The organism is Novosphingobium sp. BL-S-24, assembly GCF_055521575.1.
In genome coordinates, this window is sequence record NZ_CM145488.1 from 1,170,677 (window position 1) to 1,191,363 (window position 20,687).

A 20,687-nucleotide genomic window follows, 5' to 3' on the forward strand; every position below is an offset into this window, starting at 1 on the left:
CCCGCCCTGTTGTGATCAGCGCCACGTTTGGCACGGCAGCGCGGGCCGCGACACAAAAAATCATCGGCAGGCAGACGCAAAACATTTTCGGGATTTCACGCTGCCGTCACATCGCGCCGGGATAACGGCTGCCCACCGGGGCGTTAACCCTCCATCGGATCGTTAAGCATCCGAGCAAAGCAGGCCGAACGATGTATATGGGACCGAGGGTTAGAATGATCGTGCTGGCTGGTGGCAAGACAGGCACGGACTTGCTCGCCCGGCAGTTCGGCCTGCCCCACCGATGCCTGATCCCTCTCGCAGGAAGGCCGTTGGTTGCGCATGTGCTGCAGACGGCGGCGAGCCACCCGGCCGTCGGCAGCCTCGCGGTGTCGGTTGAGCGCGAGGCATTCGATGGCCTGTTCGATGTTCTTTCCCAGTTGCCCGGTAGGGGCATCGTCAAGCTGGTGGAAGCACAGCCCAACCTGGTGGACAGCGTCCTTGCAGCGGCCGAAGGCTGGGACGGCCCCCTGCTGATCACCACCGCCGACCATGCGCTGCTGTCCGTTGAAGCCATTGATGCCATGATGCAGGCCCTGGAAACCGCTGAGGCCGCTATCGCGATGGCACGCGGTGACGTGGTCGAAGCGGCACATCCCGGTTGGACGCACCCGCATCACCAGTTCTCCGATGCGTCGTATGCCAGTTGCAACCTCTATGCCGCAGCGGGCACAGATGCGTTACGGGCCGCAGAAGTGTTCCGAGGTGGCGGGCGTTTTGCAGGCAATGCCTGGGCCGTCTTCAAGGCATTCGGGTTGATCGACCTTGCCCTGCTTTGCTTGCGCAGGGTCACGCTGGCCGAGGCGATGCAGCGACTGTCACGCCGTTTCGCCTTGCGTATAGCCCCGGTGGTGCTGAACGATGGTCAACAGGCGGTCGACGTCGATGACCTGCGCACGCATGGGGTGGTGGAAGGCTTACTCAACCGGCGTCCCGTGAAGGAAACACCGGCACCTGCCACCATCCTGCCATGGCGGGCTTCAGCCTAGAATTTGAAACCGACACGCGCGTAGTAGAAGCCGCCGTTCAGGCCATACGGCGAGAAGCCGCCATAAAGACCCGAACCGTCTGCCGCGATGAGGCCGTTCTTTTCGGGGCGCGTGTCAAACAGGTTGTTGGCGCCGATCGCCAAGTCCAGCGCGTCCGTCAGTTGATAGCCGATTTCAGCATCGGCGATCCAGCGTGCGCCGTACGTGCGATCCGAAGCGGCGACATTGCTGGACTCTACGTATTTGCCGAAGCGGGTGGCCCGGACCAGCGCTTTCGCCCGGCCGGATGACCAGTTGCTGGTCAGCACGACCTTCGAACGCGGGGTCGCCACCACAAGATCGCGCTGGGCCTGCCGCCCGAACAGTGTGACGTTTAGCGCGCTGAGTTCCGGGGGATTGTCGATTACGCTCAGGATCTTGGTCTTGTTGTAGCTATAGGCCCCGCTTAGCCGGAAGGTGCCCAGCGATGCGGTATCGAGAATGTATTCGGCTACGGCGTCGATGCCGCGGGTACGGGTGTCGATGGCATTGGTGAAGAACTGCGCGCTGTCGACGTTGTCCACGCCGTTCGCTTGCAGGATATCGCGGATCGCAGTTCCACCATTCGCCGCGCTCCCAAGGAACTCGGTCTTTACGATCCGGTCGTCAATGCGGATCTGATAGGCATCGATAGTAATGCGCAGCGGCCCGCTTTCGTAAGTAAGCCCCGCTGTGAAGTTGAGCGATTTTTCGGGTTTGAGCGGCCGCGCCCCAAGTGCCAGCGCCGCGACGCTGGTTACCGGCAGGAATTTCGACGTGGTGAGCACACGCTCGTCGCCGATCACCGTCACCGTGTTCTGAGTGGTCGAAAAGCCGGTCTGCGCCAGTGACGGCGCGCGGAAGCCGGTGTTGACGCCGCCGCGCAGCGCCAGTCCAGGCGCCAGTTCAAGGCGGGTGGAGGCCTTGGCGGCGAACGCATCGCCCGCGCTATCCGTGTAATGCTCGAACCGCCCGGCCAGTCCGACGAACCAACCCGGTGTCACGTCAGTCGAGACATCAAGGTACGCCGCCACGTTATTGCGGCTCAGGCTTGTTTCGTCGGCTGGCGACGTTCCGGTAAACGATACCAGCCCCGGCGACGGCGAACGCCCACCGTATAGCTGGCCAAACGGGGTGCCATCCGCCGGAATGACGTAACCGCCGTCGCGGTAGCTGTCGGGCTCACCGGCGATGTTGCGAAAGCGTTCCCAGCGATGCTCCACGCCGAACGCCACGTTGAGCGGCTTGGCGAAACCAACTTCGAACTCGCGGCTGACGTCCAGATTGTTGACCCACAGGTCCTGCTTCTGTCGCCCCATGAAAAAGCTGGTCTTGCTGGTCGGCCCCAGTGACGGATTGAGCGTATTTTCCGCGCCGAGTTTCACGTTGTCCTGACCGTAGCTGGTGGAGAGATCGATATCCCAATCCGCCAGTCTGGCGCGAAGGCCCACCGCGGCCTGATAGTCCCATTCCCAGAGGCGGCGATAGGCTTGGAAACCGGCAGGGTACAATTCCGGCAGGACGGAAGACCCTTGTGCATTCACCTGCCCGCCATAGCCATAAGGCGCTGCGAACGAAGCGCCACGAGCATCCTTGATGTTACGATAGCTAAGTGTGGAGAACGAATAGAGCGTGGTGTCATCACCAAGCGGCAGTTCCGCATTGTATCCGGTGTTGACGATCTTGTCGCGATTGGACCTGCCATAGCCACCAGCGATGACGTGATCGACGTCTGCCTCACGCGGATCAGGCTGCCCGTTCACCAGCGGGTAGACGTTGGGAATGGGTTCCGCCGCCGACTTGGCGCGATCGTGGTACTTCGCTTCGGCGGAGAAACGCACGAACCCGCCATCGCCGATCGGCGTTCCGTAGGACCCCGAAAGCTGGATCAACTCACCGCCACCCGCGTACTGCTGTCCGCCCGTGATCGACAGATCGCCGCCCTGCTTTGTGTCGTCCAGAATGATGTTGATGACGCCGGATATCGCATCCGACCCATATTGCGCCGCCGCCCCGTCTCGCAGTACTTCGATACGGCCCACGCCGCTCGTCGGGATGAGGTCGATATCGACGGGCGTGGAGCCGCCCGAAATGCGCGAGAGGTTGTTGATCAGCGATGTCGTGTGACGCCGCTTGCCGTTGACCAGCACCAGGACGTAATCGCCCGACAGACCCCGGATCGAAATGGGCCGAACGCTGGCGGAAGTGCCGCCTCCGCCCAGCGCCGGCATCGTCAGCGAGGGAATGATATTGCCGAGGATTTCCTTCAGGCCGGTGCGCCCGGTGGACTTCAGCTCGGCCGGACTGATGACGTCCACCGGCACCGGACTGTCTGCTACCGATCGCTGGGTTTGTCCGCGCGCGCCTGTCACGATGATAGCGCCGCCATCGGCATCGGCGGCGCTATCGGCCCGGGCTTCATCGGCATAGGCCACGTTCAGCGGCAGGAACGATATACCGGCCAGGAATGCAAACGACTTGAGAATGGTCACGGAAAAGCGGCCCCTTGATACTGATAGCGTGGGACCCTGATGGCATGTCTACTTAATTAGTAGAAATTGGATTAGCTTATCCGTTCTCAAGTTTTCCTTGATCGACTCGGGCACTCTATTGAGCGCCGATCAATGTTACGTTTTGGCGGGAAGGTTCGCGAAAGCGTCCTTTACTGGTCGGTCGCCCTTCACTTCGCCAAAAGCGCGGAAGGTGTCGAGCACCACCCGTTGCCGAGCAATAAGCCCATCATCGATCGGCACGGGCAGCCGCTTGCCCCTCTCGGCAAATTCACGAGCGATCGGCAGCGGCAAGCCGGTTTCCTGCGCCAATACTTTGGCGAAAGCATCCACATGCTGACTTGCCCATTCCAGCGCCTTCGCTTCCCGCCCCAGAAAATCGACGAGCAAAGCCTTCTTGTTCGCAATCGCGCTTTCGTGAGCGATGTCGAAGCCATACCCTTGCGTCAGTTCCCTCCCGTCGATAGCGATGCGATCGCCCTCGGCCAACGCGGCGGCGACATAGGGTTGCCAGGTGGACCAGCCGTCTACAGCCCCGGTCTGCAATGCCGCGCGGGCATCGCTGGGTGAGAGGAACACGGTCTTGACGTCTTTCTCGCCTAGCCCCGCCGATTGCATCGCCCGTAGCAGCAGATAATGCCCCACGCTCCCACGCGTGGTGGCAACGCGCTTGCCACGCAGGCCCTTGGCATAGCGGATGGATGAGGCGCCGGGCACGATGAGCGCGATGGCGCCCGGCTCACGTTGCTGGGTCGTTTGCGCGCCCACTGCCTTGATCGGGCTTCCGGCCTGATAGGCGAACTGGAACGGCGCATCCCCGACCAGCCCCAGATCGACTGCGCCGCTACCGATAGCTTCCAGCAGATTCTGCGCCGCCGGAAATTCCGACCAGGTGACGTTGAAGGGTGCCCCGTCCAGCGCGCCGGATGCCAGCATCAGCGACTTCGTGCCGCCCTTCTGGCTCCCGACTCGCAGCACGTTGCCGTCAGCGCCCGCACCCCGGCCGCAAGCGGCCAGGGTGAAGGTAGTACCAAGTCCTGCAAGCAGGCTGCGTCTATTGATCATCAATCAGAGGTCCGTCCACAAAGGTTCGTCGGCAATCAGAATACGGTGAAGCTCGCGTGGGAAATCGCCATAATTGCGCACTGCATAGTGCACCGCCGCGCGATTATCCCAGAACGCGACGGTGCCCGGACGCCAGGAAAAGCGCGCCTGCACGTCCGGCCGCTTGTACTGACGCAGGATCTCATCCAGCAGTTCGCGGCTCTCGGCCAGTTCGATGCCCAGGATCTGCGGCTGCTGTTGGAAGTTGACCCACAGGATCTTCTGCCCGGTCTCCCGGTGAGTGCGGACCACCTTGTGCGACACGATGGGGTATTCGTGCCCCGCCAATTCCAGAGAATCCGTGAAGTTGTGCGTAACGTACTTGCCTTCCAGCCGTTGCTTCAGATCATCGGACAGCGTTTCATAGGCCAGGTTGCCATCGACCCAGATCGTATCGCCGCCGACTTCCGGCAAATTCACGTCGCGCAACACCGCGCCCCACGTCGGCACCAAGCGCCAGCTGGTATCGGTGTGATAGGCATCGCCCGCCTTAAGCTTGCGGCCCAGCTTCTTTTCAAATTCGCGATCGTACTTCGCGGCGATGGAGTGGACCGCTTCCGAGCCCTTGTCGTGGCGCGTCGTGGGATGCGTGTAGAGCGGTCCGAAGTTGGCGGCGAATGCAGCCTGGCTGGCATCGTCCAGCGACTGGTCGCGGAAGAAGACGACCTTGTATTGCAACACGGCGGCACGGATCGCTTCGCGCAATTCGTCGGTCAGGGGTTTGGACAAGTCCACCCCCTCAATCTCGGCGCCGTGCGATGGTTGAACGGGCCGGATCACAAGACCGGAAGTAGACAGATCGAAGGTGGTAGCGGAAGTTGCCATTGTTTCCTCCTGGATTTTTCGCGGATGGCGAATGGTCCCCAGTCTATTCACGAACCCGAAGCGAACCATCGCGAGTTACTGATAGGAATGTGAGTTATCTCAATGTGTTGATGAGAGACGATCAGCTTGCAAGAGCGACGTTGCGCTCGTCGCGCTGGGCCACCTTTTCGCGCACCAGCGGTATCAGGTCGCGGCCGTAGTCGATGGCGTCCGCCAACGGCTCGAAGCCACGGATCAGGAAATGGTCGATGCCCAGATCGTAGTATTCAAGCATCGCATCGGCCACCTGCTCGGGGGTGCCGACAAGGCCGGTAGAATTACCCGCCGCACCGGTAAGCGCCGCGACCTCCGTCCACAGGCGGCTGTCACGCCTTCCCGTCCTGGCGGTTTCGAGCAGGCGCAGCGAACCGGCGTTGGGCGGGCGATGGCCGGATGTGGGCAGACCCGCCGCTTCGCGATTGGCGCGAACTTGTTCTACGATGGCATCCGCCTTCTTCCACGCCGCTTCCTCGGTGTCGGCGATGACCGGCCGCAGGGAGAGCGAGAATCCCGGGTCACGACCGTGGCGGGCGGCGGCGTGGCGCACCGTGCGCACGGCTTCTCCCACCTGCTCCAGCGTTTCACCCCACAAAGCATAGACGTCCGCGTGACGCCCGGCCACTTCGATGGCTTCGGGGGAAGAACCGCCAAAGAAGACCGGCAGATTGTCCGGCTTGATGGCGGCGAATGCTCCGCGCGCTTCGTAGAAGCGGCCCGAGTGATCGAAGGGCTTTGCCTCGGTCCATTCGCGGCGAAGCACTTCGATATATTCGTCGCTGCGCAGGTAGCGTTCGGACTTGAGCGTGTTCACGTCGCCGTCGCGCGCCATCTCCTCATCCGCGCCGCCGGTGATGATGTGGACTGCCACGCGGCCGCCGGAAAGCTGGTCCAGCGTGGCCAGCTGCCGCGCCGCAAGCGTCGGCTGGGTGAACCCCGGCCGATGCGCCACCAGAAAGCCCAGACGGCTGGTGATGGCAGCGGCATGGGCCGCGACGATCTGGCTTTCCGGCGATGCTGAACCGAACGGGATCAACACGCGGTCAAAGCCGCCCTTTTCCTGCTCGATCGCCGCCGCGTCCACATAAGCGCGGTCCAGCACGCGAGAGCGCGCGGCGTTGTGAATTTCGGAGGTATCGTTGAAGCCGATGTAGCCGATGAACTTGACGGTCATGGAAATAACTCCCGGTAAAATTGGATCAGATGACGAAAAAGCCGTGGGTGCCATCGCGCGCCAGTTGGGCGACGAGACCGTATTCCCAGTCGAGGTAGGCCTGCATGGCGGCCTGCGGATTGTCGGTGCCTTCGTAGGGTCGCTTGTATCGCCCTTCCGGACCGCGCGGCGGCGGGCCTCCGTCCGTGCCGGTTTCCGGATCACCGTGGAACGCGATTTCCAGAACGAGCACTTCCCAGCCGAGCTGCGCGAGCCAGGATGCGGTCATGTCGGCCCTCGGGCCAAGGTCGTCGGCCAGGACGATGCGGGCCCCGCGCACCGGCGCGAAGTGGTCGGTTTCCTGAACCAGTTGCCCGCCGGGCGCATTGCGGAAGCCCGGCAGGTGCCCCGCTGCGTAAGCATCCGGCTGGCGCACATCGAAGTGGTAGAGCGTGCGATGGGTTTCCGCTTCGATCGCGGCCAGCCCGGCGGCATCAATCCGCCGCACCCCGGCGCGGTAGGCGACTTCACGGGCACGCACGCGGGCATCATCCACCTCAATCGGAAGATCGACGGATTCCTGCCTGCCATGCTCAAGCTGCTGGCCTGCAAGGGTCCAGCCGATCGTGCCGTTGCGCAGAGCGAACACCCGGTTCGGCAGTCCTGCGTTGATCAGCGATTGTGCCCCGATGATCGAACGCGTGCGACCGGCGCAGTTGACAATGATCGTGGTGTCCGGGTCCGGCGCCGCGCGGGGTGCGCGAAGCACGAGCTCGGCCCCCGGCACGCTGCGTCCGGTGGGGATGCTCATCGTCGCGTATTCCTCGAACCGACGGGCATCGAGGATGGCGATATCCGCCTTCTCGTCGATCAATGCCTGCACATCGTGGGCAGGCAACGAAGGCGTCCCGCGCCGATGTTCAACCAGTTCGCCGAACGCCTTGGAATAGGAATTGACGTCCTCGAACAGTTCGTACCCGGCATCGCGCCACCCCTTGAGGCCGCCTTCCAGTTCATGGACATCGGAAAAACCCAGATCGCGCAACCGCGCAACCGCCTGCGCGGCCCATCCCTCACCATCATCGTAGACGGCAAGGCGCACGTTCTTGCGCGGCAGGCGCCAAGGGGCTTCCACGTCGATGCGGGACAGCGGGATCTGCGCGGCGAACAACGGGTGTCCAGACGCAAACGCCGCTTCGTCCCGCACATCGATGATAGCGATCTCATGGCGGGCCAGCAGCGCTGCGCGCACCTGTGACGGGGTGATGCTCATGCTCGTGTCGATCCGTTCCAGATGTTGGGAATGGCGGCATTGGCGTAACCGGAAACGAACGGGCGCTCCTCGCCATTGGCGCGATATGTCGCGCGTTCGACCGCACCGATATTGCCGCCGTAGACATGGATGGAGATCGACACGCTATCGGCATGCGCGTTCTCGACCCGGTGAATGTCACCCTCGCGCGGGTCGATCGCTTCCACCTCGGTTTCCAGCAGATCGCGGGTCGGGCCTTGCTGCACCAGCGCGCCATCGTAATCGCGATGGCGGAAGCTCTGCACCTTTTCCGCGCCGCGCAGCACGCCGACCAAGCCCCAGACGCGGTGATCGTGGATAGGGGTGGCCTGCCCTGGCCCCCACACGAAGGAGACCACGCTGAAGCGTTCCGCACTATCGCAATGGAGGAGGTATTGTTGATACCGCTCGGGATGTGGCTGCGCCAGTTCATCCGGCAACCACGTATCCCGCCCAACCAAACGCGCCAGCAGCGTCGCGCCGCGATCGAGGATCTGGTCTAGGTCGTCCGTGGCGTCGAGCAAGCCCGCGAAATCGCCAACGAAGCGGCGTAATGGGGCGGTGTCGATCACCGGGACCCTGTCGAAGAGGGCCGGGGCGTTCACGGACGCGCTCCCGCATGCAGCGCCACGATATCCGCCGCGCGTTCGTCTGCGACGACTCCGCCCAGCGCGTCGAGCAATCGCTTGCGCAGGTTGGCCGCCAATCCCGCGCGGTCCGCGCCACGCGCCGCCGTGATGCGCTCCTGCGCGACGATGCGACCGCCATCGAGCAGGATTACGCGATCCGCCAGTGCGATTGCCTCGTCCACGTCATGCGTCACCATCATCACGGCAGGGCGATGACGACGCCACAGGGAAAGGACGAGTTCGTGCATGCGCAGCCGGGTCAGCGCATCAAGCGCCGCAAAAGGTTCGTCGAGCAGCAGCAACTGAGGCTCTCGCACCAGCGCACGGGCCAGCGCCACACGCTGCGCCTCGCCCCCCGAAAGCGTGAGCGGCCAGGCATCAAGGCGATGGCCAAGGCCCACTTCCTGCAACGCATCCTGCGCTGCGGAGCGCGCATCGCGGCTTTTCAGACCCAGCGCCACGTTGCGCCAGACTTTCTTCCAGGGCAGCAGCCGGGCATCCTGAAAGACGACTGCGCGCGTATTGGGCACGGTCACGTCCTGCCCCGACACTTCATCCAGACCTGCAAGCGTGCGCAGCAGCGTAGTCTTGCCTGACCCTGAGCGGCCCAGCAGGACGAGGAACTCGCCTTTGGCAATCTCCAGATCAAGGCCGGAGATGATGGTGTTCTCTCCAAACCGACGGGTGAAGTCACGCAAGCGCACCACGGTTTCGGCGGGGGTCGATGCTGAGGGGATGGCGGCGAACTGGGTCAGTCTGGCGTCCACGGTTCGGTCCTTTTGATGGGGTTGATCGGTGATGGAGGTGGGAAGGCGGTCGATCTTCATCGGTCAGGCCGAGACGATCTCAGGCCGCCAGGCGAGCGCGCGGCGTTCGATGGCGCGCACCAGTCCATCGGCGGCGAGGCCGAGCGCGGCGTAAACCATCAGGCACACAAGGATGATGTCCGTCCGCATGAAATCACGCGCATTGTTGATCAGGTATCCCAGCCCGGCGGAGGCGTTGATCTGCTCCGCGACGACCAGCACCAGGACCGAAACCGACAGCGAATACCGCAAGCCAACCAGCAGAGCAGGCAGTGCCCCCGGCAGGATCACGTGCCACACCTGTTCAGTCCGGCTCAGCCCAAGACTGCGCGCACCTTCCAGCAGGCGCAGGTCAACGCCGCGGATGCCGCTGTAGAGGTTGAGATACACAGGGAAGATCGACGCAAAGGCGATCAGTGCAATCTTCGGCGTCTCACCGATCCCGAACCAAACGATGAACAGAGGCGTCAGCGCCAACGTGGGGATTGTGCGCTTGATCTGCATGATCGGATCGACTGCCACTTCGCCTTGGCGCGATAACCCGGCGACAAGGGCGAGAACGACGCCGGTCGATATGCCGATCGCCAGCCCCACAGCGATGCGCAGGAACGATACCAGCAGATTGTCCGCCAGTTCTCCCGAGGCGATCATGCCATAGAGCGTTACCAGCACGGTCGACGGTGCGGCCAGTGTCCGTTCGGGGATCAGTCCGGTGCGCGAACCGGCTTCCAGCACTGCTAGAAGCAGCAGAGGTGAAAGCCAGCGGGCGCCCCCCAGAGTTTTGTTCAAGTGCTTAAAAACGGACATGCAGACCTCGTTATCGATCGAGGCCAAGCTGGCACCTGTTACTCTACCTTTTCAATTGATAAGAGCTTCACGGGCTATGAGCGCTGCTTATACTTGCCGCGAAAAGCGGATTGCCTGCCGCGAGATAGGCCGAATACGCGGCAGGAGGGGGGATTCCACGGGATCGGGCGGTCGGGACAGAATTGCTTCTCTGCGTTAAATGTCTACTATTTTGATTGAGTATGAACAATGTTGCATGTCGCGTGTGCGCTCTCCCTGCCAGAAAGTCTAAAATGCCCGTCAATCTACCGACGAACCTCCTCCGCAGCTTCGTGGCGATCGTAGATACCGGCTCCATGCTTCACGCCTCGGAACAGGTGTTTGTTACCCAATCGGCGCTGAGCCTGCAGATTAAGCGGTTGGAAGAACTGCTGCAACAATCGCTCTTTCATCGGGAAGGCCGACGCCTTACCCTGACCGCGCATGGTGACCTTATGCTGGACTATGCCCGCAAGGTGCTGGCACTGCATGACGAGGCGGTGGCGGCAGTGACGAACGGCAATTTCGCCGGGCCGGCGCGCATTGGGATGGTTCAGGACTTTGCGGAACTGTTGCTGACCGGCCTGCTCGCACAGTTTGCAGATCTTCATCCCGAGGCCGAGCTGTATGCAAGGGTCGCCGGTACGGCCGAACTTCTCGATCTGCTGGAACGACGCCAGTTGGACGTCGTGGTCGGATTCGCTGCCGCCAGCGACGGTCATGCCGTCACCACAGCGCCGATGGCATGGTTCGGCAAAGAGGAACTGGCCGCACTTGATACGGTACCGATCGTCGTCCTCGAACCACCCTGCCGTTTTCGCGAAGCGGCCATCCGTGTGCTGGAAGATGCCGGCCGCCCTTATCGCATCGTGGTGGAGACCCCTAACCTCACGACCTTGCGTGCGGCTGTTAATGCAGGCCTTGGGCTGACTTGCCGCACCGGGATGTTCCTTCGTGATGCGCCGCTGGAGCATGAACTGATGCCCGCGCTGCCGCAGGTCGCCTGCATCCTGCACACCGCGCCGGGACTGGACGGCCCAACCAGTCAACTCGCCGCCCTGACGCGTGAGGTGGTGGCGGACCTCGCGGTCTGACCATCTTTTCATCGACATATTCGATAATCTCAATCCCGCTGCGCTGCTTCTCGTTGGTCCAACACGTCTCGGCTCCATAGCCTTGGGCATCATTGGCATCGACGAGGTTTCCTGATGACAACTTCCCTGAAAGACCGGTTCGCGCAACTGCAGGCCGAACGCGAACGCACCTGGAGCGCGGAGCAACTGCAGCGCAACGCCGACCAGCGCCGCATTCTGGTAGAACGCCATGATCGCTCCGCCTTGCCGATTGTCGGTGACGAGGTTCGTCCCTTCACACTGATCGATCAGGACGGGCAGCAACTTACCCGTGACCAGATCCTGGCCGATGGCCCCGCCGTGCTTGTCTTCTTCCGGTTCGGCGGCTGCCCCGCCTGCAATATCGCCCTGCCTTACTACAACGAAACGCTCTTGCCCCAGCTTCGCGAACAGCGCGTGAAACTGATCGCGGTTAGCGCGCAAGTGCCGGTGGACCCCGATCTCATCCCCCGGCACGGACTGGACTTCACCGTGGCAAGCGACCCGGACTATACCCTTGCGCGCACTCTGGGGATTACGTTCCTGCCCGAGGATCGCCCCGCCGTGCCTGAAGGACAAAGTTGGATCGGCGCAACCTTGGGCACTGATAGTTACGAGATCGACAAGCCTGCCGTCCTCGTGCTCGACAAGGACTCACGCGTTCTGTTTTTCGATGTCAGCCCCGATTGGCTGCAGCGAACGGAAAGCGAGACTATCCTTGCCGCCCTGCCGGTCGCCGAAACACGACTGACTGCCTCGGCAGTCGGCTGATACCGCCAGCCGCTACAACCCCTCGCCGCCGACCCAGTGTTCGTCGGCGAGGAAGCGAGCCAATCCCCATACCTGCCTGCGGATATCGGGGACAGCGACGATTTCCCACGCCTCTCCTTTGGTGATCGGTCCCACCGCCAGCAAGCGATCCTGTACCGATCCCTCCGCATCGCGCACTCGCCCGATGTGATCCACGTCCAGACCCAGCGAGTGAGCATCGTTGCGAATGTGCCCCCGCTCCAGCAGATCTCCCATCAACGGCGATTCCACGCGGGTTAGGTCGCAATCGGGACCGGCGCAGTTGTAGATGCGATCTACTTCAAGCACCTCGATCGCATCGCTTCCGCGCGGACGATAGGATACCCGCGCACGGCCACCCACTGGCTCAGCGTCTTCGAGCTTGCCTGCGACATACCGCAGCCGCCCTTCCAGCTCCATCTCGCCAAGCTTGCGCGCGACCTGCGGGGCCAGGCGGTGACGATGGATATCCCAGTACGGGCGCAAGTGCCGCAGGAAACTGGCCTGCGCGCTGGTCGAATGACGTCGCCAGATGTTCTGGGTGTGCGGTCGCAAGGCATCGACCGCTGCGCGCCAACCCACTTCTTCTGACCGTTCCCGCACTTCGCGCATAAGCTGCGAACCGCGTTTGTCGGGATCGGAAATGGGGGTGACGACCGGCCCGCTCTCCGCATGGCTCAGCGGCTTTAGACCGCGGCGGGAAAGAACCGTAACCGTTCCCGAAAAGCCTGAGCTTTCCAGCGAGAGCACGACATCCGCCGCAGTAAGTCCGCTGCCGACGACCAGCACATGATCGAGCGCATCAAGCCGCCTTACCGCCGCCGGGCTCCACGGGTCGGGAAAATAGATGTCGGCAGGCAGATCGTGCAGGACCGGATGAGGGACCGGTGGGAAATTGCCCAGGGCCAGCACCACGGAGCGGCATTCGACGATGTCGCCACTTGCGAGATAGATGCAGGCCCGATCGCCCGAAAAGTCGACGCGCAATGCCTCGTCGTCCACGATCTGCGCATCAGGGCCTGCCTTTGCCAGCGCCTCTACCAGGAGTTCCCGCAAATAGACGCCATAAGTCAGACGCGGCACAAAGCGGTTGGCCTCGTCCGCGTCCGAGAAATCCATCCAGCGCAGGAAATGCCCCGCATCGTCGGGAAACGCACTCATGTTGGATGCACGTACATTGAGCAGGTGCTCCGGTCGGCGCGTGCCGAACGCCACGCCCTTTGCAAGCTGGGCACCGTTGCGCTCGATCAGGGCAACCTTCACGCCGTACCGCAGCAGGTTCACGGCCAGAAGCGTCCCGCTGAACCCTCCACCGATGATCGCTATCGGGAGGTCCTGCGCGGCGCGGCTAGTCATTGTCATGGATAGTGTCGGTTCCGTTGCATTGAGTTCGTTGGCTAGCAGTTAACGCGCAAGCCAACGTATTGTTTATGCTCAAGTCAGGCGGCTTTTCGCCACAACGGAAAACGAACCAGCCGCCCCTGCGCCGGAACCAGCGCCTCGATCGCATCGGCAGGCTGAAGCGCGGAAAGGATTGCCGGATCAGCCGCATCCATGCCGCCGGTCAGCGCGCCGAAAGCGGGCAGGATCAGGCGATTACCGCTGTTCACCACGCAAGGACGAGCAATGCGCCGGCCCCGCGCCTGCACGATCAGGCGCGGATGATAGTGGCCTGACACTTCAGGTTCTGAGGTGCCCGACAGAGCTTGGTGGCGCAAGGTCAGCCCGGCAAGGACCAGTTCTTCCAGCCGTGTCCCGCCAGCTTCCGCGCCTAGATGCGGATCGTGGTTGCCCGTCACCCACACCCAGTCCAGCGCGCGGGTCAACGCGGCCAGCATTCCGGCGGCGTGCGGTTCCAGTCGGCCCGGCCCGGCGCTGTCATGGAAGTTGTCGCCCAGTGCAAAAACGCGCCGAGCGCCGGTGACGCGCACGGCCAGGGCCAACCGCTCCAGCGTTTCGCGACTGTCGTAGGGAGGCAGCATCTGACCGGTGCGGGCGAAGAAGCTGGCTTTTTCCAGATGGAGATCGGCCACCAGCAACGCCTGCTCGCGCGGCCAGTACAGCGCACTTGCGCCGCCGGGGCCGCTGGCCGCCCCGTTGCGAGCGCCGCCGCCGACGAGAAGCATGTCTTCACCGCAGAACGAAAAGGGAACCATGGCTTCCCCTTGCCGTGGCCCGTCCGATTTGGCAAGCGCCCCGCGACGAGGCGCATTCACGCGTCGCGACGAGGATGCCTATGACCGACTGGACCCCCTTCACCGCCCGCGCCAGCGACTGGTTCCGATCCCTGCGCGACGCCATTTGCGCCGAGTTCGAAGCCATCGAACGAGAAGCAGGATCTGATTCCCGGTTTGAATATATCCCTTGGCAGCGCACCGCCGTCGAAGGCGAGGAAGCGGAAACCGGCGGCGGCACGCGCGGCCTGATGAAGGGCCGCGTGTTCGAGAAAGTGGGCGTCAACATCTCCACCGTGGCGGGCGGACTGTCCAAGGACTTCGCGGCGACAATCAACGGCGCTTCGGCTGAACAGAACCAGTTTTCGGCGACCGGCATCAGCCTTGTCGCTCACATGGCCAACCCGCATGTCCCGGCCGTACACATGAACACCCGGTTTCTGACTACGACCAAGGCGTGGTTCGGCGGCGGCGCGGATCTCAACCCTCCCTTGCCGTATGACGAGGACACCGAGGAATTCCACGCCGAGTTCAAAGGCGCCTGCGATGCCCACGGCGAGGGCTATTATGATCGATACAAGGCATGGGCCGACGAGTATTTTTACATCCCCCATCGCCAGGTGCATCGCGGCGTCGGCGGCATTTTCTACGATCATCTCGAATGCCCTGACGAGGCCGCATGGGAAGCGAATTTCGCCTTCACGCGCGCCGTGGGAGAAGCATTCCTGGCCGTCTTCCCCCGTCTTGTCCGTCGCCGCATGGGCATGGACTTCACGCCCACGGACAAGGCCGCTCAGCTCGAATGGCGCGGGCGCTATGCCGAATTCAATCTCGTTTACGATCGCGGCACTCTGTTCGGCCTCAAGACCGGGGGCAACATCGATGCGATTCTGATGAGCCTGCCGCCAGAAGCCACCTGGAGCTGACGGGCGGGCGCGGCGACGGCTGTTGCCCCTGCCCGGTGTCGACGTTACGCTTTGGCGATGACATCGCATAAACCGCTCGCCCGTCGATCGCTCGTCCTTGCCGCGCTGTCGACGGTGGTGGAGTGGTACGATTTCACGCTGTACCTCTATCTCGCCACCGTGCTGTCGCGGGTGTTTTTCCTGGGGCATGGCGGTGTACTGGCGACGCTGGCAGGCTTTGCGGTCGCCTATCTGATGCGTCCGGTCGGCGCGATGGCGTTCGGCCATTTCGGGGATCGACGCGGACGCCGGGCGACGTTGCTCGCCTCCATGGCGCTGATGAGCGTGGCCATGCTGTTGACCGCGATGCTCCCCACGGCAGCGCAGATTGGTCCCCTCGCGGGAATCCTCCTCCTGCTTCTGCGCTGTGTGATGGGTTTCGCGGTGGGCGGGGAATACACTGGCGTGGTCGCCTATCTGCTGGAAGGTTCACCGCCACACCGCCGAGGTCTGATAACGTCCCTGGCGGCCGGCACCAGCGAGATCGGCGGACTGCTGGCAGCCGGCATTTCGGCCATCACCGTAAGCCTGCTCCCCACGCCCGACCTTGATTCATGGGGCTGGCGGATACCGTTTTTCTTCGGTGCCGCGCTGGCCGCGTCGATCCTCTTCGCCCGCGCGGGGATGGCTGAATCGCCCGAATTCGAAGCTAGCCGCGATGCCGGAACGCTGGCGCGCCGTCCGCTGATCGACGCGCTTTCGAACCACCGCAAAGGTATCGCGCGCGGCTTTGCCATCTCCGCGCTGGGATCCATCACGTATTACGTCGGCATCACGTACGTGCCGGTATACCTGACCTCGTCCGGCAGCCTCGATGAAGCGAAGGCGCTGCAATTGGCTACCATCGCCGCGCTGGCGGTCATCGTGGTGACGCCGTTCATCGGCCTGCTGTCAGACAGGATCGGTCGTCGCCCGGTGCTGGTCGGCTTGGCCGTATTGTGTGCGGTGTTGCCATATGCGCTGTTCAGCCTTCTCGCCGGAGCATCGGCCAACGCAGCGCTGGTCGGAGCGGTTGTGCTGGCCCTGCTCGCGGGCGGCGTCAGCGCCGTGGGTGCAGTGACCACCGCCGAGCAGGTCCCGGCCGAAGGTCGCCTCAGCGGTCTCGCGTTGGGGGCCACGACGGCAACCGCCTTGTTTGGTGGCCTCACCCCATGGCTTGCGCAAATGCTCACTGAAAAGACCGGATCGACAACGGCGCCCGGCGTCATGATCGCGGTCGTGGCGCTGGGCGTGCTGCCGGTGCTTCTGGCTCTGCCCGAAACGCGCCCCGCGCGGTTCACCTGATCAGCAGGTCCGCAGTCCGGTCGAGCCGCGTGGAACCTGAGCCTTGATGCCGAGAACTCGTTCCAGCGCCGCCGCGAAGCCAGCATTGCGGCGGCGTGTGGTCTTGCGCAGATGCCCCACGTCGAGGCCGCCCATCAACTGCACGCCGAACTCACCATCGCCCACCCATCGCACCACGGCCTTGAGATCACCCTGCCCCGGCAATGCCACTTGCAATGTCTCGCCACAATCCGGCAGCAATGTGCGCGATGCAATGCACATGCCCCCCGGGGAGACGTTGCGCACGATAACGTCCTGTCCCGCCTGCCCATCGCTCCCGATCACGGCACGGATCAGCGTGCGAACCCGTGGCTGGCGCTGCGCATGTTGCCCCGGTTCAAGGGCGTTCGATTTGGCACGCGATCGCCGCGCGAGTTTGCGTAACCAATCGGGGCGGACGTCCCCGTAACCATCCAACTCTGCCATCGCGTAGTGCCCCTCGACATCATGTATGGAGGGCAGGCGCCCTCGATCTGTTGTCATTGTGGGGGGCAACGCTTGGTGGATGGTTAACAATTCCCTTCCGTAGATTAACTATGAAATCGATTGAATTCGCGGGTGAGAGTGCGGCTGGTTGCCAAAAAATGGGCACTACTGCTGATTTCATACGATTGCAAAATTCGCATCCTGACGCCTTACCCCTTGCCGCGCTGCGATAAATCCTGACATGTGATTTTAAGATGTTACGGCAATACGAACTCGTCGAACGCGTAAAGGACTACGCGCCAGAGGCTGACGAAGCCCTGCTTAACCGTGCCTATGTTTACACCGTGCAGAAACACGGCAGCCAGAAGCGCGCCAGTGGTGACCCGTATTTCAGCCATCCGGTGGAAGTCGCCGGCCTGATGACCGAGTTGAAGCTCGATCAGCAGACCATCATGACCGCCCTCCTCCACGATACCGTAGAAGATACGCTGGCAACGATCGAGGAGATCGAAAAACTCTTCGGTGCCGACGTCGCGCGGCTGGTCGATGGCGTCACCAAGCTCTCCAAGATCGAAGCCATGACGGAGAGCGAACGCGCGGCGGAAAACCTGCGCAAGTTCCTGCTGGCCATGAGCGAGGACTTGCGGGTTCTCCTCGTCAAGCTCGCCGACCGGCTGCACAACATGCGCACGCTCCACTTCATCAAGAAGGAGGACAAGCGCCGCCGCATCGCTCGCGAAACGATGGATATCTACGCACCGCTCGCCGAGCGCGTGGGCATGTACGAATACATGCGCGAAATGCAGTTGCTGGCGTTCGAGCAGCTGGAGCCGGAAGCATACGCCACCATCGCTGGGCGTCTGGCGCAGATCCGCAGTCAGGAAGGCGGCCAGGTCGATGCCATCGCGCTGTCGATCAAGCAGGTGCTGGCCGAAGCCGGTCTGAACGTCGAAGTCTCCGGCCGCGAAAAGCATCCCTACTCGATCTGGCGCAAGATGGCCGAGCGGCACGTCACGTTCGAACAGATCACCGACATCATGGCTTTTCGCGTGCTCACCGAGTCCGTGGACGACACCTATAAAGCGCTGGGTGTACTGCATCAGGCGTGGCAGATGATTCCGGGCCGCTTCAAGGACTATATCTCCACGCCAAAGTCCAACGGCTACCAGTCGCTGCACACCGCGCTGATCTTCGAACGCTCGATGCGCATGGAAGTGCAAATCCGCACGCAGGACATGCACCGCCTCAACGAATTCGGACTGGCCGCGCACTGGGCGTACAAGCAGGGCGGCGTTCGTCCCGATGGCCAGGTCGGCTGGTTGCGCGACCTGATCGAAATCGTCGATGCCAGCCACGACGCCGAAGAGCTGCTGGAAAACACCAAGATGGCGATCTACCAGGATCGCATCTTTGCCTTTACCCCCAAAGGCGCTCTGTTCCAATTGCCCAAGGGATCGACGACGGTCGATTTCGCCTACGCCGTGCATACCAATCTCGGCAACGCCGCCGTCGGCGCCAAGATCAACGGTCGGCACGTTCCCCTGCGTTCGCAGCTGGTGAACGGCGACGTGGTGGAAATCATCAAGAGCCCGACATCCGAACCGCAGCTGTCATGGCTCGGGTTCGTCGTCACCGGCAAGGCCCGCGCCGCCATCCGCCGCGCGGTGCGTGCCAAGGAGCGCGCCGAAGTGGCCGAGATCGGCTCGAAGCTATACGACGAGATCGCCGGGAGACTTCCCCAGCGCATCGGTCGCAAGGCGCTGGACGGCGCCATTGAACGCCTTGGCCTACGCGATGAGGAGGACCTTATGTTCTCCATCGGATCGGCCCGCTTCACCGATCGACAGGTCATGGAGGCATTAGTCCCCGGTAGTACCGACGAATTGCCCGACGAACCGGACTGGACCGGAACCGAACGCGCTATATCCATTCGCGGCCTGACGGCGGGCATGGGCTTCGAACTTGCGCAGTGCTGCCATCCCGTCCCCGGCGACCGCATTGTCGGCCTGCGCCGCCCCGACCATAAGGTGGAAGTCCACACGATCGACTGCATGACGCTGGCCGATGGCGTCGATGCCGACTGGCTGGACCTCTCCTGGGGCGAACGCACCACCGGCGCCGTGGGACGATTGCGTCTGGTGCTGTACAATCGCCCGGGCACACTTGCCGAAGTGACGCAGATCTTCGCCAGCAACCGCGCCAACGTCACCAACCTGCAGATGGTCCAACGGGACGAGCCTTTCGGGACCTACGAAGTCGATCTCGAAGTGTCCGACCTCGCCCACCTCACCCGCATCTCCAGTTCCCTGCGCGCCAGCGAGGCGGTCGCTGAAGCCGAGCGTATCTAACCCGATCGTCAGTATTCCAGCGAGACGGTGACCCGGTCCCCTTCGCCGATTCCTTCGGCGCGGCGAACGGCGGCCTTCACCGGCAGCAGCCACCCGCCATCGGACTTGCTGGGAAATACCGACGTTTCGAACGCAGTATCGCCTATCATGGCGCGAACTTTCAATGACCCGAACCCACGGGAATTGCCTTCCAGCCGCCGCATGATCGCAGTGCCCGACAGCGCCTCTGCCGCCTCTCCGTCTATCGTCAGGAAGTGCCACGTCCCATTGCTGGCCTGACCGCTCCAACGCCACAGCACACCTTCAAAACCAACCCGCTCGGAAAATGTCATCGCGTTTTGACTTGCCGGATGGGCACGGGCGTATTGCAGATGTCCACGCCTCCAGCGGGCTGGATATAGAAGTCGTCTTTCCGGTTGGCGCGCTTGTCGAGATAGGCGGTGAAACTGGCGCTGCGGGTGGAAAGATATTCGTAAGCCGGCAGGTCGGCCACGTCGTTGCCTATCCGCACGGACGTGATCAAGCTACGCTCCTGCGCCGTCTCATAGAAACCTAGCGCCCCGGTGCCGCGCGGCAACGAAGACAAGTGCTCCATCCCGGCGATGACCCTTCCGACCACCGCGATGTTGCGGTCCAGCTGACGCGGCGCCTGACCGATCACGGTATAAAGTTCCGCGCCAGTCCCGGTATCGGGAGACAGGTTCCGGCCAACCCCGACCATCCCGTAGCAATGCACTGGCCATATGGATCGCCCGTCCGATGCGACCGGCCACCCCGCCTTGAAACCGGTAGTGTCTGCATAAGGATCACGACGATCGGATAGCCGCGCGTCGAGCGGACCGACCGTGGTAGCGGGGACCACGTAATCCGCCTCATCAACCTTCGCCAGCGATTTGGGCAGCGGCTTTGCCTTGCCCGGCACCTCGCCGTCAGGATCGCCCCATTGGACGACGTAATTGTCCTGCACCCGGACCACCGCAATCCCGTCATACCACCGCGCGGCAATGAGCTTGCGGATATTGCCGACCCACCCTGTCGAGAATGGAGAAGGGATCAGCTGGATCACCACTCTGCGTTTCTTTGCTCCGGGCCTTGGCTCAATATCCATGACCATCAGATGGTCAGCGGCGATTCTGGTCCAGGCTGTCGCTGGAGCGGCATCCACCACGTCACTGGGCGTGGCGAGCGTATCGCCCGCCGCAAACGATGGGGATGAAAGCCACGCAAGCACGATGCTGGCAAATAAAGTGCGCATTAAATCCTCATGCCACCACCACGCCGCTTGCGAAACCCTTCACCCCGCGCTAGGGGCCAGCGCCTTACCA

The 20,687-nt window shown here is 62.8% G+C and carries 19 protein-coding genes; 6 read left to right on the forward strand and 13 right to left on the reverse strand.

Annotation, left to right across the window (positions count from 1 at the left end; genetic code table 11):
- The first annotated feature begins 215 nt into the window (after nt 1–215).
- Nucleotides 216–1,028, forward strand: coding sequence for a nucleotidyltransferase family protein (locus tag ACZ1JM_RS10850; protein ID WP_465134812.1), 813 nt, complete (start codon nt 216–218; stop codon nt 1,026–1,028).
- Here ACZ1JM_RS10850 and ACZ1JM_RS10855 read toward each other — a convergent pair.
- The 8 genes from ACZ1JM_RS10855 to ACZ1JM_RS10890 form a co-directional block, all read right to left on the reverse strand.
- Nucleotides 1,025–3,538, reverse strand: coding sequence for a TonB-dependent receptor plug domain-containing protein (locus tag ACZ1JM_RS10855; protein WP_465134813.1), 2,514 nt, complete (start codon nt 3,536–3,538; stop codon nt 1,025–1,027). The two genes, ACZ1JM_RS10850 and ACZ1JM_RS10855, sit on opposite strands and share 4 nt — an antisense overlap.
- Nucleotides 3,539–3,673: 135 nt before the next feature.
- Nucleotides 3,674–4,621 carry an ABC transporter substrate-binding protein gene (locus ACZ1JM_RS10860; RefSeq protein ID WP_465134814.1) on the reverse strand — a complete coding sequence of 316 codons (948 nt, stop codon included), beginning with the start codon at nt 4,619–4,621 and terminating at the stop codon, nt 3,674–3,676.
- Between the two features lie 3 nt (nt 4,622–4,624).
- Nucleotides 4,625–5,485 (reverse strand): TauD/TfdA dioxygenase family protein, encoded by an 861-nt coding sequence (locus ACZ1JM_RS10865; protein WP_465134815.1) that lies wholly within the window; start codon nt 5,483–5,485, stop codon nt 4,625–4,627.
- A 121-nt stretch (nt 5,486–5,606) separates the two neighbouring features.
- Complete coding sequence (locus ACZ1JM_RS10870) at nt 5,607–6,695, reverse strand: LLM class flavin-dependent oxidoreductase (RefSeq protein WP_465134816.1); 1,089 nt, start codon at nt 6,693–6,695, stop codon at nt 5,607–5,609.
- 25 nt (nt 6,696–6,720) lie between these two features.
- The gene (locus tag ACZ1JM_RS10875; RefSeq protein ID WP_465134817.1) at nt 6,721–7,947 is read right to left on the reverse strand and encodes a rhodanese-like domain-containing protein; all 1,227 of its coding nucleotides are present in this window, start codon (nt 7,945–7,947) and stop codon (nt 6,721–6,723) included.
- Nucleotides 7,944–8,570, reverse strand: a complete 627-nt coding sequence (locus tag ACZ1JM_RS10880; RefSeq protein WP_465134818.1) for a cysteine dioxygenase family protein — start codon at nt 8,568–8,570, stop codon at nt 7,944–7,946. Before ACZ1JM_RS10880 ends, ACZ1JM_RS10875 begins: the two co-directional genes overlap by 4 nt.
- Nucleotides 8,567–9,361: an ABC transporter ATP-binding protein gene (locus tag ACZ1JM_RS10885; protein WP_465135043.1), complete on the reverse strand. Its 795-nt coding sequence runs from the start codon at nt 9,359–9,361 to the stop codon at nt 8,567–8,569. The genes ACZ1JM_RS10880 and ACZ1JM_RS10885 overlap by 4 nt, the downstream gene beginning before the upstream one ends.
- Before the next feature lie 63 nt (nt 9,362–9,424).
- A complete protein-coding gene (locus tag ACZ1JM_RS10890; RefSeq protein ID WP_465134819.1) occupies nt 9,425–10,207 on the reverse strand; it encodes an ABC transporter permease in 783 nt (260 codons plus the stop codon).
- A gap of 272 nt (nt 10,208–10,479) precedes the next feature.
- Here ACZ1JM_RS10890 and ACZ1JM_RS10895 point away from each other — a divergent pair, with 272 nt between their 5' ends.
- Together ACZ1JM_RS10895 and ACZ1JM_RS10900 are read left to right on the forward strand one after the other, a co-directional pair.
- Nucleotides 10,480–11,319 (forward strand): LysR substrate-binding domain-containing protein, encoded by an 840-nt coding sequence (locus ACZ1JM_RS10895; RefSeq protein WP_465134820.1) that lies wholly within the window; start codon nt 10,480–10,482, stop codon nt 11,317–11,319.
- Nucleotides 11,320–11,433: 114 nt separating this feature from the next.
- Nucleotides 11,434–12,108, forward strand: a complete 675-nt coding sequence (locus ACZ1JM_RS10900; RefSeq protein WP_465134821.1) for a peroxiredoxin-like family protein — start codon at nt 11,434–11,436, stop codon at nt 12,106–12,108.
- A 12-nt stretch (nt 12,109–12,120) separates the two neighbouring features.
- Here ACZ1JM_RS10900 and ACZ1JM_RS10905 read toward each other — a convergent pair whose 3' ends face one another.
- Together ACZ1JM_RS10905 and pdeM are read right to left on the reverse strand one after the other, a co-directional pair.
- The gene (locus ACZ1JM_RS10905; RefSeq protein WP_465134822.1) at nt 12,121–13,488 is read right to left on the reverse strand and encodes an FAD/NAD(P)-binding protein; all 1,368 of its coding nucleotides are present in this window, start codon (nt 13,486–13,488) and stop codon (nt 12,121–12,123) included.
- Nucleotides 13,489–13,565: 77 nt separating this feature from the next.
- The gene (gene pdeM, locus ACZ1JM_RS10910; protein WP_465134823.1) at nt 13,566–14,282 is read right to left on the reverse strand and encodes a ligase-associated DNA damage response endonuclease PdeM; all 717 of its coding nucleotides are present in this window, start codon (nt 14,280–14,282) and stop codon (nt 13,566–13,568) included.
- 80 nt (nt 14,283–14,362) lie between these two features.
- Between pdeM and hemF the strand changes: the two genes are divergently transcribed.
- Nucleotides 14,363–15,226 (forward strand): oxygen-dependent coproporphyrinogen oxidase, encoded by an 864-nt coding sequence (hemF, locus tag ACZ1JM_RS10915; RefSeq protein ID WP_465134824.1) that lies wholly within the window; start codon nt 14,363–14,365, stop codon nt 15,224–15,226.
- A 57-nt stretch (nt 15,227–15,283) separates the two neighbouring features.
- On the forward strand, nt 15,284–16,549 hold the full coding sequence (locus ACZ1JM_RS10920; RefSeq protein WP_465134825.1) for an MFS transporter: 1,266 nt from the start codon (nt 15,284–15,286) through the stop codon (nt 16,547–16,549).
- Here ACZ1JM_RS10920 and ACZ1JM_RS10925 read toward each other — a convergent pair whose 3' ends face one another.
- The gene (locus tag ACZ1JM_RS10925) at nt 16,550–17,071 is read right to left on the reverse strand and encodes a PilZ domain-containing protein (protein WP_465134826.1); all 522 of its coding nucleotides are present in this window, start codon (nt 17,069–17,071) and stop codon (nt 16,550–16,552) included. It abuts the gene before it with no gap.
- Nucleotides 17,072–17,268: 197 nt separating this feature from the next.
- Here ACZ1JM_RS10925 and ACZ1JM_RS10930 point away from each other — a divergent pair, with 197 nt between their 5' ends.
- Nucleotides 17,269–19,362, forward strand: a complete 2,094-nt coding sequence (locus tag ACZ1JM_RS10930; protein WP_465134827.1) for a RelA/SpoT family protein — start codon at nt 17,269–17,271, stop codon at nt 19,360–19,362.
- 8 nt (nt 19,363–19,370) lie between these two features.
- Here ACZ1JM_RS10930 and ACZ1JM_RS10935 read toward each other — a convergent pair whose 3' ends face one another.
- Nucleotides 19,371–19,694, reverse strand: coding sequence for a DUF1905 domain-containing protein (locus ACZ1JM_RS10935; RefSeq protein ID WP_465134828.1), 324 nt, complete (start codon nt 19,692–19,694; stop codon nt 19,371–19,373).
- Nucleotides 19,691–20,617, reverse strand: coding sequence for a peptidylprolyl isomerase (locus tag ACZ1JM_RS10940; protein WP_465134829.1), 927 nt, complete (start codon nt 20,615–20,617; stop codon nt 19,691–19,693). The genes ACZ1JM_RS10935 and ACZ1JM_RS10940 overlap by 4 nt, the downstream gene beginning before the upstream one ends.
- Nucleotides 20,618–20,687 lie beyond the last annotated feature (70 nt).